11 protein-coding genes and 1 pseudogene are annotated in these 13,211 nt (G+C 45.7%); 10 read left to right on the forward strand and 2 right to left on the reverse strand.

The genetic code is table 11. The annotated features are described in order from the left end of the window. The first annotated feature begins 87 nt into the window (after positions 1-87). The 8 genes from sdhC (at position 88) to sucD (ending at position 9,695) form a co-directional block, all read left to right on the forward strand. Positions 88-480 carry a succinate dehydrogenase cytochrome b556 subunit gene (gene sdhC, locus BCT81_RS04905; protein WP_019820486.1) on the forward strand — a complete coding sequence of 131 codons (393 nt, stop codon included), beginning with the start codon at positions 88-90 and terminating at the stop codon, positions 478-480. After that, complete coding sequence (gene sdhD / locus BCT81_RS04910; RefSeq protein WP_102423410.1) at positions 474-818, forward strand: succinate dehydrogenase, hydrophobic membrane anchor protein; 345 nt, start codon at positions 474-476, stop codon at positions 816-818. Before sdhC ends, sdhD begins: the two co-directional genes overlap by 7 nt. Beyond that, positions 819-2,585: a succinate dehydrogenase flavoprotein subunit gene (sdhA, locus tag BCT81_RS04915; protein WP_102423411.1), complete on the forward strand. Its 1,767-nt coding sequence runs from the start codon at positions 819-821 to the stop codon at positions 2,583-2,585. Between the two features lie 12 nt (positions 2,586-2,597). Continuing rightward, entirely contained in the window at positions 2,598-3,308 is a 711-nt protein-coding gene (locus BCT81_RS04920; RefSeq protein WP_008221173.1) for a succinate dehydrogenase iron-sulfur subunit, read from the forward strand. Positions 3,309-3,406: 98 nt separating this feature from the next. Beyond that, a complete protein-coding gene (gene sucA, locus BCT81_RS04925) occupies positions 3,407-6,223 on the forward strand; it encodes a 2-oxoglutarate dehydrogenase E1 component (protein WP_102423412.1) in 2,817 nt (938 codons plus the stop codon). A 21-nt stretch (positions 6,224-6,244) separates the two neighbouring features. Beyond that, a complete protein-coding gene (odhB, locus tag BCT81_RS04930) occupies positions 6,245-7,450 on the forward strand; it encodes a 2-oxoglutarate dehydrogenase complex dihydrolipoyllysine-residue succinyltransferase (RefSeq protein WP_004737917.1) in 1,206 nt (401 codons plus the stop codon). 206 nt (positions 7,451-7,656) lie between these two features. Continuing rightward, positions 7,657-8,823, forward strand: a complete 1,167-nt coding sequence (gene sucC / locus BCT81_RS04935; protein ID WP_004737918.1) for an ADP-forming succinate--CoA ligase subunit beta — start codon at positions 7,657-7,659, stop codon at positions 8,821-8,823. After that, the gene (sucD, locus tag BCT81_RS04940) at positions 8,823-9,695 is read left to right on the forward strand and encodes a succinate--CoA ligase subunit alpha (RefSeq protein ID WP_004737919.1); all 873 of its coding nucleotides are present in this window, start codon (positions 8,823-8,825) and stop codon (positions 9,693-9,695) included. The genes sucC and sucD overlap by 1 nt, the downstream gene beginning before the upstream one ends. 100 nt (positions 9,696-9,795) lie before the next feature. Here the strand turns inward: sucD and znuB are convergent, their stop codons facing one another. Together znuB and znuC are read right to left on the reverse strand one after the other, a co-directional pair. Further along, complete coding sequence (znuB, locus tag BCT81_RS04945; RefSeq protein WP_102423413.1) at positions 9,796-10,581, reverse strand: zinc ABC transporter permease subunit ZnuB; 786 nt, start codon at positions 10,579-10,581, stop codon at positions 9,796-9,798. Then, entirely contained in the window at positions 10,581-11,363 is a 783-nt protein-coding gene (gene znuC, locus BCT81_RS04950) for a zinc ABC transporter ATP-binding protein ZnuC (protein ID WP_102423414.1), read from the reverse strand. Before znuC ends, znuB begins: the two co-directional genes overlap by 1 nt. An 83-nt stretch (positions 11,364-11,446) precedes the next feature. On the opposite strand from znuC, the gene znuA reads away from it, so the two are divergent. Continuing rightward, positions 11,447-12,337, forward strand: a complete 891-nt coding sequence (gene znuA, locus BCT81_RS04955) for a zinc ABC transporter substrate-binding protein ZnuA (RefSeq protein ID WP_102423415.1) — start codon at positions 11,447-11,449, stop codon at positions 12,335-12,337. 268 nt (positions 12,338-12,605) lie between these two features. After that, positions 12,606-13,211, forward strand: a pseudogene (locus tag BCT81_RS04960) (AraC family transcriptional regulator); the annotation flags it as partial.

The following is a 13,211-nucleotide window of genomic DNA, read 5'->3' on the forward strand; positions in this document are numbered from 1 at the left end:
ATGTTAAATTTTGAAGGTTTGCGATCAAATTTTGTCCATAACAATATCATAAGGTTATTTAATGACCATAATGCTCAATGGAGCTGAGTGAGCAAGCCCGTGAAAGAAAGAAAGACAAGACCTGTTAATTTAGATTTACAGACCATCCACTTTCCGATCACTGCAATAGCTTCCATCCTACACCGTGTGTCTGGGGTGATTACTTTTGTTGCGATTGGAATTTTGCTTTGGTTACTATCCATTTCCCTCTCATCCCCAGTAGGCTTTATGGAAGCTAGCGACATTGTCGACGGTTTCTTCGTGAAGTTTATTCTGTGGGGCATTTTAACCGCTTTGGCTTACCACATTGCTGGTGGTATTCGTCACCTTCTTATGGACTTAGGTCACTTTGAAGAGCTGGAATCTGGCGCGAAGAGCGCTAAGGTTGCATTCGCAGCGACAGCGGTATTGTCTCTACTAGCGGGGATCTTAGTATGGTAAACAACGTTTCGACATTTGGCCGTAATGGCGTTCACGATTTCTTATTGATTCGTGCAACTGCAATCATTATGACGCTATATACAATTTATTTGGTGAGCTTTTGTGCCTTCACCGATATCTCTTACGTATCATGGACTCAGTTCTTTGGTGGAACTTTCACTAAAGTATTTACCATGTTAGCGCTTACTTCGGTTCTTGTTCACGCTTGGATCGGCCTATGGCAAGTGCTAACCGACTACATCAAGTGCGCTAAACTGCGTGTTGGTCTTCAAGCAGGTGTAGTTGCGGTTCTTCTTGGATATTTCTTCTCTGGTCTGTTTATTTTGTGGGGTGCGTAAGTGACTATTCCTGTTCGTGAGTTTGATGCCGTAGTTATCGGCGCTGGTGGTGCTGGTATGCGTGCCGCACTGCAAATTTCAGAGCAAGGCCTATCATGTGCATTGCTTTCTAAAGTTTTCCCAACTCGTTCTCATACCGTATCTGCTCAAGGTGGTATTACGGTTGCGCTAGGAAATGCGCACGAAGATCACTGGGAACAACATATGTACGACACAGTAAAAGGTTCTGATTACATCGGTGACCAAGATGCTATCGAATACATGTGTAAAAATGGCCCAGAATCAGTTATCGAACTAGAAAAGATGGGCCTTCCATTTTCTCGTTTCGACAACGGCACCATTTACCAACGCCCTTTTGGTGGCCAATCGAAAAACTTTGGTGGTGAGCAAGCGGCTCGTACCGCTGCAGCAGCTGACCGTACTGGTCACGCATTGCTACACACGCTTTACCAACAAAACATTAAACACAAAACAACCGTGTTCTCTGAGTGGTACGCGCTTGATCTTGTGAAGAACGAAGACGGTGCCATTCTTGGTACAACAGCACTTTGCATGGAAACAGGCGAAGTATGCTACTTCAAAGCGAAAGCAACGATCCTAGCGACTGGCGGTGCTGGTCGTATCTACGCATCGACAACTAACGCACACATCAATACTGGTGATGGTGTTGGTATGGCGATTCGTGCTGGCGTTCCAATGCAAGATATCGAAATGTGGCAGTTCCACCCAACAGGTATTGCTGGCGCTGGTGTTCTTGTAACAGAAGGCTGTCGTGGTGAAGGTGGTTACCTTCTAAATAAAGACGGCGAACGTTTCATGGAACGTTACGCTCCAAACGCGAAAGACTTAGCGGGTCGTGACGTTGTTGCTCGTTCAATGATGGTCGAAATCCGTGAAGGTCGCGGTTGTGACGGCCCTTGGGGTCCACACATCAAACTGAAACTGGATCACCTAGGTAAAGAAACACTTGAGTCTCGTCTACCAGGTGTATGTGAACTGTCTCGTACATTCGCACACGTTGATCCAGTAAAAGAGCCAATCCCAGTAATCCCAACATGTCACTACATGATGGGTGGTGTACCAACACAAGTTTCTGGCCAAGCGATTAAGCAGGGGGCAGATGGTAGCGATGTAGAAGTACAAGGTCTATTTGCTTGTGGTGAGGTTGCTTCAGTATCAGTACACGGTGCCAACCGTCTAGGTGGTAACTCACTGCTTGATTTGGTTGTATTCGGTCGTGCGACAGGCCTACACCTAGGTGAGACTCTGAAGAAGCAAGCTGATGCGAAACCAGCAACGGAAGAAGATATCGCTCGTTCTCTAGAGCGCTACAACCGTTGGGAAAACAGCACAGACGGCGAAGATCCAGCGCAGATCCGTAAAGATCTACAGCAATGTATGCAGAACAACTTCTCTGTATTCCGCGAAGGTCAAGCAATGGCTGACGGCCTAGAAGAGCTTAAAGCAATTCGTGAGCGTCTGAAGAATGCACACCTTTCAGATAAGTCTACTGAGTTCAACACACAGCGTATTGAGTGTCTTGAGCTTGAAAACCTAATGGAAACAGCTTACGCGACGGCTGTAGCGGCAAACTACCGCACAGAGAGTCGTGGTGCACATGCTCGTTTTGACTTCCCTGATCGTGATGATGAGCAATGGCTATGCCACACGCTTTACAATCCTGAGTCAGAAAGCATGACTAAGCGTAACGTAAACATGGAACCTATCCATCGTGAAGCGTTCCCGCCAAAAGCACGTACGTACTAAGGAGACATGACCATGAAACTGAATTTCTCTTTATACCGTTACAATCCAGATGTCGACCAAAAGCCTTACATGAAGGAATACACCTTAGAGGTGGATGAAGGTTCAGACATGATGCTTCTGGATGCGCTTATTCTACTGAAAGAACAAGATCCAACAATCGCATTCCGCCGCTCATGCCGTGAGGGTGTATGTGGTTCGGATGGTCTGAACATGAACGGTAAAAACGGTCTAGCGTGTATCACGCCTCTATCTGCGCTGAAAGGCGATAAGATCGTGATTCGCCCGCTGCCAGGTTTACCTGTTGTTCGTGACCTGATTGTTGATATGACTCAGTTCTACGATAACTACGAAAAAGTAAAACCATTCCTAGTGTCTGATGGCAATGTACCACCGGCACGTGAAAACTTACAAAGCCCTGATGAGCGTGCTCATTTAGATGGACTGTACGAATGTATCATGTGTGCATGTTGTACAACGTCATGCCCATCATTCTGGTGGAACCCTGATAAGTTCATCGGACCAGCAGGCCTACTTGCCGCGTACCGTTGGCTAATTGATAGCCGAGATACTGCGACAGATGAACGTTTGTCTGATCTTGATGATGCATTTAGCGTTTTTCGTTGCCATGGCATCATGAATTGTGTAAGTGTTTGTCCTAAGGGATTAAATCCGACGAAAGCGATTGGTCACATCAAGACCATGTTAGTGAATCGTTCGGTTTAAGTTATAAAAAAAATTGCCGCCCTAGAAGTTTTGGGGCGGCCTTTTAATAGCTCGGCATAGACCGCAGCAAACGTGAAAACTACTGGTTAAGGGAAAATATGCACAACGGCGTGATGAAGGCATGGCTCGAGTCTTCACACTTGGCTGGCGCCAATGCAACGTACGTAGAAGAACTCTATGAACTGTATCTAAGTGACCCCGATTCGGTAAGTGACGAATGGAGAAGTGTTTTTGAAGAATTGCCTGTGCAAGCTTCAGAAGCGGTGGAACAACCACACTCTCGTGTTCGTGAATACTTCCGTCGACTCGCTCAAGAAACAAAGCATTACAGTGTCCAAGTTAGTGATCCAGATGTCGATGCGAAACAAGTAAAAGTTCTGCAACTGATTAATGCTTATCGATTCCGAGGGCATCAAGCAGCAAATCTAGACCCCCTAGGTTTATGGAAGAGAGCGACAGTTGATGAACTGGACCCTTCTTTCCACACTCTTACCGAAGAAGACCTCAATGAGACGTTTAACGTCGGCTCTTACGCGATTGGCCAAGAGACGATGGTGCTTAAAGATTTACACAAATCTCTAAAGCAAACGTACTGTGGTTCGATTGGTGCTGAATACATGCACATGACTAATACAGAGCAAAAACGTTGGATTCAACAACGTTTAGAGTCTGTATCTGGTCAACCCTCTTTCAACAAAGAAGAAAAGCAAGCTTTCCTAGAAGAGCTAACGGCTGCTGAAGGTCTTGAGCGCTACCTTGGTGCGAAATTCCCAGGCGCGAAACGCTTCTCGTTGGAAGGTGGTGATGCGCTTATCCCAATGACGAAAGAGATTATTCGTCATGCTGGTGGACAAGGCATGCGTGAAGTCGTTGTTGGTATGGCTCACCGTGGTCGTCTAAACATGCTGGTTAACGTGCTTGGTAAAAAGCCGCAAGACCTGTTTGACGAATTCGCGGGTAAGCACGACGAAACGTGGGGTACTGGTGATGTGAAATACCACCAAGGTTTCTCTGCGGATTTCGCGACACCGGGCGGTAACGTTCACTTAGCACTAGCATTTAACCCATCACACTTAGAAATCGTAAACCCAGTGGTTATCGGTTCAGTACGTGCACGTCAAGATCGCCTAGGCGATACTGATGGTAGCCGTGTACTGCCAATCACGATTCACGGTGACTCAGCAATCGCTGGTCAAGGTGTTGTGCAAGAGACGTTTAACATGTCTCAAGCTCGCGGTTTCTGTGTAGGTGGTACGGTTCGCATCGTTGTAAACAACCAAGTTGGTTTTACAACATCTAACCCTCGCGACACACGTTCTACGATGTACTGTACTGATATCGCTAAGATGGTACAGGCTCCGATTTTCCACGTTAATGCTGATGATCCAGAAGCGGTTGCTTTTGTTGCTCGCTTAGCGCTGGATTACCGTAATACCTTCAAACGTGATGTCGTTATCGACCTAGTTTGTTACCGTCGCCACGGTCACAACGAAGCCGATGAGCCGAATGCAACGCAACCTTTGATGTACCAAAAAATCAAGAAGCACCCAACACCACGTAAGCTATACGCTGACGTGCTAATGGAGCGCGGTGAGTTTGGTATTGATACAGCAACTCAACTGGTTAACGAATATCGTGATGCACTTGATCACGGTGAAGTTGTGGTTAAAGAGTGGCGCCCAATGGCACTTCACTCAGTAGACTGGTCTCCTTACCTAGGTCACGACTGGAATATCGAATGGGATAGCAAGGTTGATATCGAGCGTCTAAAAGAGCTTGGTACTAAGATCTGTCAATACCCAGAAAGCCACAAGCTACAAAGCCGAGTAAATAAACTGTACAACGATCGTACTGCCATGGTGAATGGTGAGAAACAAGTCGATTGGGGTATGGCTGAAACTCTGGCTTACGCAACACTTGTTGACGATGGCAAGCGTATTCGTATCTCTGGTCAAGATTCAGGCCGTGGTACTTTCTTCCACCGTCACTCAGTACTGCACAACCAATCAGACGCAAGCACGTATGTTCCTCTTGCGAACATTCATGATAAGCAGGGTCCATTCCAAGTATTTGACTCAGTATTGTCTGAAGAAGCAGTGCTAGCGTTCGAGTATGGCTACGCAACAGCAGAGCCAAGCGGTCTAACCCTTTGGGAAGCACAATTTGGTGACTTCGCAAACGGTGCACAAGTTGTTATTGACCAATTTATTTCGTCAGGTGAGCAAAAGTGGGCACGTTTATGTGGTCTAACTATGCTGCTTCCTCACGGTTATGAAGGCCAAGGCCCAGAGCACTCTTCTGCACGTCTTGAGCGTTACCTTCAATTATGTGCTGAACAAAATATGCAGGTTGTTGTTCCGTCAACGCCAGCACAGGTTTACCACATGATTCGCCGTCAGGTTGTTCGACCTATGCGTCGTCCTCTGATTGTAATGTCACCTAAGTCATTGCTTCGTCACCCGCTGTGTACGTCTTCTCTAGAAGACCTAGCAGACGGTACGTTCCAGCCAGCTATCGCAGAGATTGACGATATCGCTCCTGAGAACGTAAAACGCGTCGTATTCTGTTCTGGTAAGGTTTACTTCGACCTACTTGACCAAAGACGTAAGAACGAGCAAGACGACGTTGCTATTGTTCGTATTGAGCAGCTATACCCATTCCCTTACGAGGATGTTCGCGCTGCAATTGCACAATACACAAATGTCGTTGATTACGTTTGGTGTCAAGAAGAGCCTCAGAACCAAGGTGCTTGGTACAGCAGCCAACATAACTTCCGAGCTGCTATCCCAGTAGGTGCTGATATTCAATACGCAGGTCGTCCTGCATCAGCATCACCAGCTGTAGGCTATATGTCGGTACACTTGAAACAACAAAAAGCGTTAGTAGATGACGCTCTGACCCTACCAAAGAACTAGAAGTAAAAGGAAAATACAGACATGACAATTGAAATTCTGGTTCCAGATTTACCTGAATCTGTGGCTGATGCAACAGTTGCTACTTGGCACAAAAAACCAGGCGAAGCGGTTGCACGTGATGAAGTCATTGTAGATATCGAAACAGATAAAGTAGTTCTAGAAGTACCAGCTCCTGAAGCGGGTGTTCTGGAAGCGATTATTGAAGACGAAGGTGCTACGGTACTTTCTAAGCAGCTTATTGCTAAGTTGAAACCTGGCGCGGTTGCAGGTGAGCCAACGACTGATACAACAGAAGAAACAGAAGCATCTCCTGATAAGCGTCACAAAGCGGCGCTAACAGAAGAGAGCAACGACGCACTAAGCCCAGCTGTACGTCGCCTTCTAGCTGAACACAACCTACAACCAGCTGACGTTAAAGGCACTGGTGTTGGTGGTCGTATTACTCGTGAAGACATTGACGCACACCTAGCGGCAGCGAAAGCGGCACCGGCAGCAGCTGCACCAGCGGTTGAAGCGCCAGCGGCAGCTCGTAGCCAGAAGCGCGTGCCTATGACTCGCCTACGTAAGACAGTAGCAAACCGTCTTCTAGAAGCGAAGAACAGCACAGCAATGCTGACGACTTTCAACGAAGTAAACATGAAGCCAATCATGGACCTTCGTAAGCAGTACAAAGACCAATTCGAGAAGCGTCACGACACGCGTCTTGGTTTCATGTCTTTCTACGTGAAAGCGGTAACTGAAGCGCTTAAGCGTTACCCAGAAGTAAACGCATCTATCGACGGTGATGATATCGTTTACCACAACTACTTCGACATCAGCATGGCAGTATCTACGCCACGTGGTCTAGTGACTCCAGTACTAAAAGACTGTGACACACTAGGTTTCGCTGACATCGAAAAAGGCATCAAAGAGCTAGCGATCAAGGGCCGTGACGGCAAGCTAACTGTTGATGAGCTAATGGGTGGTAACTTCACTATCACAAACGGTGGTGTATTTGGCTCTCTAATGTCTACGCCAATCATCAACCCGCCTCAAGCGGCAATCCTGGGCATGCACAAAATCCAAGAGCGTCCAATGGCTGTTGACGGCAAAGTAGAAATTCTACCAATGATGTACCTAGCGCTTTCTTACGACCACCGTCTAATCGATGGCCGTGAATCAGTTGGCTTCCTAGTGACCATCAAAGAGCTTCTAGAAGATCCTGCACGTCTGCTATTAGACGTTTAGTATCGCTAAAACGTCTAGTTAACCCAGTTAGCTAGACGTTAAAAGTTTCAAAGGCTAGGCTGCTCAACACCTGGCCTTCACTTGAGCTGTTAAGCCATTACAAAATGGACAGCAGTTGATTTGAGAAGACCCTACAGACGTAACACAGGTAACTGTGTCGTTATGGAAATAATAATCCCTTAAGGGAAAATAAACGGAATATCAAAATGAATTTGCATGAATACCAAGCCAAACAGCTGTTTGCAGAATTCGGTTTGCCTGTACCAGAAGGCTTCGCATGTGATACAGCACAAGAAGCTTTCGAGGCTGCTGGTCGTATCTCAACTGAGAAAAAAGTTGTTAAGTGTCAAGTACACGCTGGTGGCCGTGGTAAAGCGGGCGGCGTAGAGCTACACGACACAAAAGAAGGCGTTAAAGAGTTTGCACAAAAGTGGCTAGGTAAAAACCTAGTGACTTACCAAACAGACGCAAATGGTCAGCCTGTAACTAAGATCCTAGTTGAAGAAGCGTCTAACATCGCTAACGAACTTTACCTAGGCGCTGTTGTTGACCGCGCAACTCGTAAAATTGTATTCATGGCGTCAACTGAAGGCGGTGTGGACATCGAGAAAATCGCTGAAGAAACTCCAGAGTTGATTCACCAATCTGCGATCGATCCTCTAGTAGGTCCTCAAGCTTACCAAGGCCGTGAACTGGCGTTCAAACTTGGTCTAGTTGGCGATCAAATCAAACAGTTCGTTAAGATCTTCATGGGTCTTGGTGAAATGTTCGCTCAGTACGACCTAGCTCTACTGGAAATCAACCCACTAGTAATTACTGGCGAAGGCAACCTTCTTTGTCTAGATGGCAAGATCAACATCGACTCAAACGCGATGTACCGTCAGCCTAAGCTACGTGAAATGCACGATCCATCTCAAGAAGATGAGCGCGAAGCACACGCAGCACAGTGGGAACTAAACTACGTAGCACTAGATGGTAACGTTGGCTGTATGGTTAACGGTGCAGGTCTAGCAATGGGTACGATGGATATCGTTAACCTACACGGCGGCAAACCAGCAAACTTCCTTGATGTAGGCGGCGGCGCAACTAAAGAGCGTGTAGCTGAAGCATTCAAGATTATCCTTTCTGATGACAATGTTAGCGCAGTACTAGTAAACATCTTCGGTGGCATCGTTCGTTGTGACATGATCGCTGAAGGTATTATCGGTGCGGTTAAAGAAGTAGGCGTAACAGTACCTGTTGTTGTTCGTCTAGAAGGTACAAACGCAGACCTAGGTCGCGAAGTACTTGCTAATTCTGATGTTGATATCATTGCAGCTGAATCTCTAACAGATGCTGCTCAGAAAGTTGTTGCTGCTGCGGAGGCGAAATAATGTCTGTATTAATTAACAAAGACACTAAAGTAATCTGTCAGGGTTTCACTGGCGGTCAAGGTACATTCCACTCAGAGCAAGCTATCGCATACGGTACGCAAATGGTTGGTGGTGTATCTCCTGGTAAAGGTGGTCAAACTCACCTTGGTCTTCCAGTATTCAACACAGTACGTGAAGCAGTAGAAGTAACTGGCGCAACAGCAACAGTTATCTACGTACCAGCACCTTTCTGTAAAGATGCAATCCTTGAAGCGATTGACGCAGGTATCGAACTGATCGTAACGATCACTGAAGGTATCCCAACAACAGATATGATCGATGTTAAAGTGAAGCTAGAAGAAACTGGCGTTCGCATGATCGGTCCTAACTGTCCAGGTCTTATCACTCCAGACGAGTGTAAGATTGGTATCATGCCTGGTCATATCCACAAGAAAGGTAAAGTAGGTATCGTATCTCGTTCAGGTACTCTTACTTACGAAGCAGTTAAACAAACAACAGATGAAGGCTTCGGTCAGTCTACGTGTGTTGGTATCGGTGGTGACCCAATCCCAGGCTCAAACTTCATTGATATCCTAAAACTGTTCCAAGAAGACCCTGAGACAGAAGCAATCGTAATGATTGGTGAGATCGGTGGTACTGCGGAAGAAGAAGCAGCAGCGTTCATCAAAGAGAACGTAACTAAGCCAGTTGTTTCTTACATCGCAGGTGTTACTGCTCCTCCAGGTAAACGTATGGGCCACGCTGGCGCAATTATCTCTGGCGGTAAAGGTACTGCTGAAGACAAATTCGCAGCACTAGAAGCAGCAGGCGTTAAGACAGTTAAGTCTCTTGCTGACATCGGTAAAGGTCTACGCGAGATTACTGGTTGGTAATCAGCGCTTTAAGCGATAAATAATAGAAAGGCTTGGTCGATGACCAAGCCTTTTTTGTATGTTTTTTTAGATGCGAGATGCGAGATGCGAGAGCGTACCGTTAAGCTCGGCTCTTAACCATCTGAGACAACATAAACATCGCAGCAGCGCTAATCACAACAGATGGGCCTGCTGGCGTGTCGTAGAACCAAGATAGGCTCAGCCCGCCACATACTGCGATAGAGCCAATAATGGAAGCAAATAATGCCATCTGCTCAGGTGTACTTGAGAACTTTCTTGCTGTTGCCGCAGGGATAATCAGTAATGATGTCATGATTAACGCACCAACAAACTTCATACCAACGGCAATCACGATGCCGACCAGTAACATTAGAATCAGACGCATTAAATCAATGTTGATACCATCAACCGCTGCAAGATCTTCGTTTACCGTTGTCGATAACAGCGGTCGCCAAAAGATAGTTAACACCAGTCCAATGACAGCCGCACCTGCATAAATGAACATTAAATCTGTCGGGGAAACGGCAAGCAGGTCACCAAATAGGTAGCTCATCAGGTCGACACGAACGTTATCGAGAAAGCTAACTGCGACTAAGCCTAGTGATAGCGCACTGTGTGCAAGAATGCCGAGTAGGGTGTCGGTGGCCACAAGCTTCTGTTTTTGGAGTGTTACTAGGAGTACAGCCAACATCAAGCAGCAAATCAGCAGCGCGAAGTACAAGTTAATATTGAACAGGAAACCAAGCGCTAAACCCATTAAAGAGGCGTGAGCCAATGTGTCGCCAAAGTACGCCATCTTACGCCACACTACGAACGACCCCAGTGGACCAGCAATAAGCGCGATGCCTAAGCCTGCGAGGATAGAAGGTAAAAGAAACTCAAGCATTAGTGGTGATGTCCGTGTTTATGGTTAGAACAGTCGTGCACATCTCCAGATACAGGTTGGCCTGCTAAGTCATGGTGATGATGGTCATGTTGGTGATGATAGAACGCCAAACTTTCTTGAACCGCAGTACCAAATAGAGCGATATAAGAAGGATGATGCTTAATATCAGCGGGTGCACCAGAGCAGCAGATGTGGTGGTGTAGACAGATCACGTCATCTGTTTTTGCCATCACCAAATGCAAGTCATGTGACACCATAAATACAGCGCAACCAAAGCGATGGCGAATAGAGTCAATCAGTTCATATAGATCAATTTGGCCTTGTACATCAACGCCTTGTGCTGGTTCATCAAGAACCAGTAGATCGGGTCTCTTCAACAAAGAGCGAGCAATCAGTACGCGTTGGTTTTCACCACCAGACAATTGATGCATGTTGCTCTTAATTAGATGCTCAGCACCAACGAGTTTCAGCGCTTCTAAGATCTCTTGTTTACTGAATTTACCGGTGAGTTTAAGAAAACGTTCTACATTAAGTGGTAGAGAGTCGTTCAGCTTTAGTTTTTGGGGAACATAACCAATTTTTAATTTTTTTGATTTGGTGATTTTCCCTGAATATTTGTGCTGAAGCCCAAGTAGAACCTTAACTAAGGTCGATTTACCTGCACCATTAGGCCCAATTAGGGTAGTGATTCTGCCGCGTTCTAGATTTAGGGAGATATTATCTAGTACTTTTCGACCGTCAAACTCGACGCTGACGGAATCGAGTTGGATTAAGTTATCCATGAATAGAACTCATTTGCAATTCGCTAATGTTATAATGTAACATTTACCTCAAGCCTAAGCTACTTTTCTATTATCGAGGAATTATGTCACGTTCATCTTTTATACTTGCTACTTTGCTTTTAGCGCCAAGTGTTGCAAGTGCCAATACTATTCTAACAAGCTTCAAACCAATTCAAATGATTGTGACAGAACTAACGCAAGGTGTTAGTGAACCGGAAGTGTTGATGAACAGCAATGCTTCGCCGCACGATTATGCGCTCAAACCATCAGATGTCAAAAAAGTTCATAGTGCAGATATGGTTGTTTGGTTTGGTCCTGACTTAGAAGCGTTTCTGACCAAGGTGATTGAGTCGAACGATAACGTTATCGAAATCGCTAAAATTCCTGGCATCAACTTACGTGCTTATGGACACGAAGAGCATGACCATGACGCGCACGAAGGCCACCACCACGGCAGCCACGACCCACATTTCTGGTTGGGGATCGATCAGGTTGCAGTTGCCGCGAAATACATTTCAGACAAGCTAATTGAAACTGACCCTGACAACGCAATGGCGTATCAAGAGAATCTAGATTCATTCCTGATTGCATTGAAAGAGAAACAGCAGTCTATTCGCGAGCAACTGGCTCCAGTGAAAGACAAAGGCTACTACGTTTTCCACGATGCGTATGGTTACTATGAAGAAGAATTTGGCCTAAATAACTTAGGTCATTTTACAGTAAGCCCAGAGCGTAAACCGGGTGCAAAAAGCTTGATTGCGATTAAGAAGACAATAGTACGTGAAAACGTTCAATGTGTGTTTTCTGAGCCTCAATTTACACCGGCTGTAATTGACTCGGTGACTCGAGGAAGCAATGCGAAACAAGGTCAATTAGACCCAATTGGTTCTACAGTTGAAGTGAAGAGTGGAAGTTATTTCGATTTTCTTCAGCAACTTACCGATAGCTACGCAAGCTGTCTAAGTGCAAAGTAATCAATAGTAAGTAACTTTTACTCTACTTTGCTCTCTATATGATTATGAATAATGCCGCTTTTTGCGGCATTTTCGTGACCGCTAAGATAAAACCTTTCAACAAACAATAAACCTTCTTTCTCCTTCGTAGATTTCCGCTAAAATGGAAAGATAATAATAAGCACAAAAAAACTCAGTTTCTGGTCGAGCAGGTTAAGACATTGCGGTAGCCGAAACTTCATACGTTGTTGCTGTTCAGGATTAGAAGTTGTATCGAATTGTCTTCCGAATGTTCATGCTAATGAGCATTTCATTTAGCGCTCTTGCGTTAAATACATCACCGTCTGTCTTTTATCCTTTGCCTGTTCAAGCGCAAGGGAATTTTCTCGCGGCTAAAAATCTCTATCTAGGCGCAGGTGGTGGGCTTTGGATCCATGATGTGCATGGAAAAGTCCTGTTTTACGATGGTCGAGCTTTGCTACCACGAAAAGGCAGCCTGCTACAGTTCTCATCGGAACGCGTTGCTTTCCTGAACGATGAGTTTTGGACGTTTTTTGATAATGAGGTATATCGACATACTCCTGGGCTTGGTAACGAGCTTGCATTTAGCCTTAGCCCTGGTTCAGAGATAACCAATATTGGTGCCTCTGACAATTATATCTGGGTGACCGACGGCAATAATTTCTACACCTATAATACTCAGTCGTTAGAATTTAATACCTATTCACTTCTCAAACTGTACCGATACAACAACAGCAGCGACATTACGATTAATGATGCTGAGTGGGTATTATCAAAATGGGTATTGGCAACCAGTTCCGGCACTTACCTATCCGAAAATCAAGAATTTACTCATGTTGCTGCCTCCGATAAACACTACACCGAGACCGTGTAC

The organism is Vibrio sp. 10N.261.52.A1 (assembly GCF_002876325.1).
In the GTDB taxonomy this organism is placed as follows: Bacteria; Pseudomonadota; Gammaproteobacteria; order Enterobacterales; family Vibrionaceae; genus Vibrio; species Vibrio chagasii.

Bases quoted from the DNA above. Each gene is read 5' to 3' on its own strand.
- sdhD (WP_102423410.1), top strand. From the start codon at position 474: ATGGTAAACAACGTTTCGACATTTGGCCGTAATGGCGTTCACGATTTC.
- BCT81_RS04920 (WP_008221173.1), top strand. From the start codon at position 2,598: ATGAAACTGAATTTCTCTTTATACCGTTACAATCCAGATGTCGACCAA.
- sucA (WP_102423412.1), top strand. From the start codon at position 3,407: ATGCACAACGGCGTGATGAAGGCATGGCTCGAGTCTTCACACTTGGCT.
- odhB (WP_004737917.1), top strand. From the start codon at position 6,245: ATGACAATTGAAATTCTGGTTCCAGATTTACCTGAATCTGTGGCTGAT.
- sucC (WP_004737918.1), top strand. From the start codon at position 7,657: ATGAATTTGCATGAATACCAAGCCAAACAGCTGTTTGCAGAATTCGGT.
- sucD (WP_004737919.1), top strand. From the start codon at position 8,823: ATGTCTGTATTAATTAACAAAGACACTAAAGTAATCTGTCAGGGTTTC.
- znuB (WP_102423413.1), bottom strand. From the start codon at position 10,581: ATGCTTGAGTTTCTTTTACCTTCTATCCTCGCAGGCTTAGGCATCGCG.
- znuC (WP_102423414.1), bottom strand. From the start codon at position 11,363: ATGGATAACTTAATCCAACTCGATTCCGTCAGCGTCGAGTTTGACGGT.
- znuA (WP_102423415.1), top strand. From the start codon at position 11,447: ATGTCACGTTCATCTTTTATACTTGCTACTTTGCTTTTAGCGCCAAGT.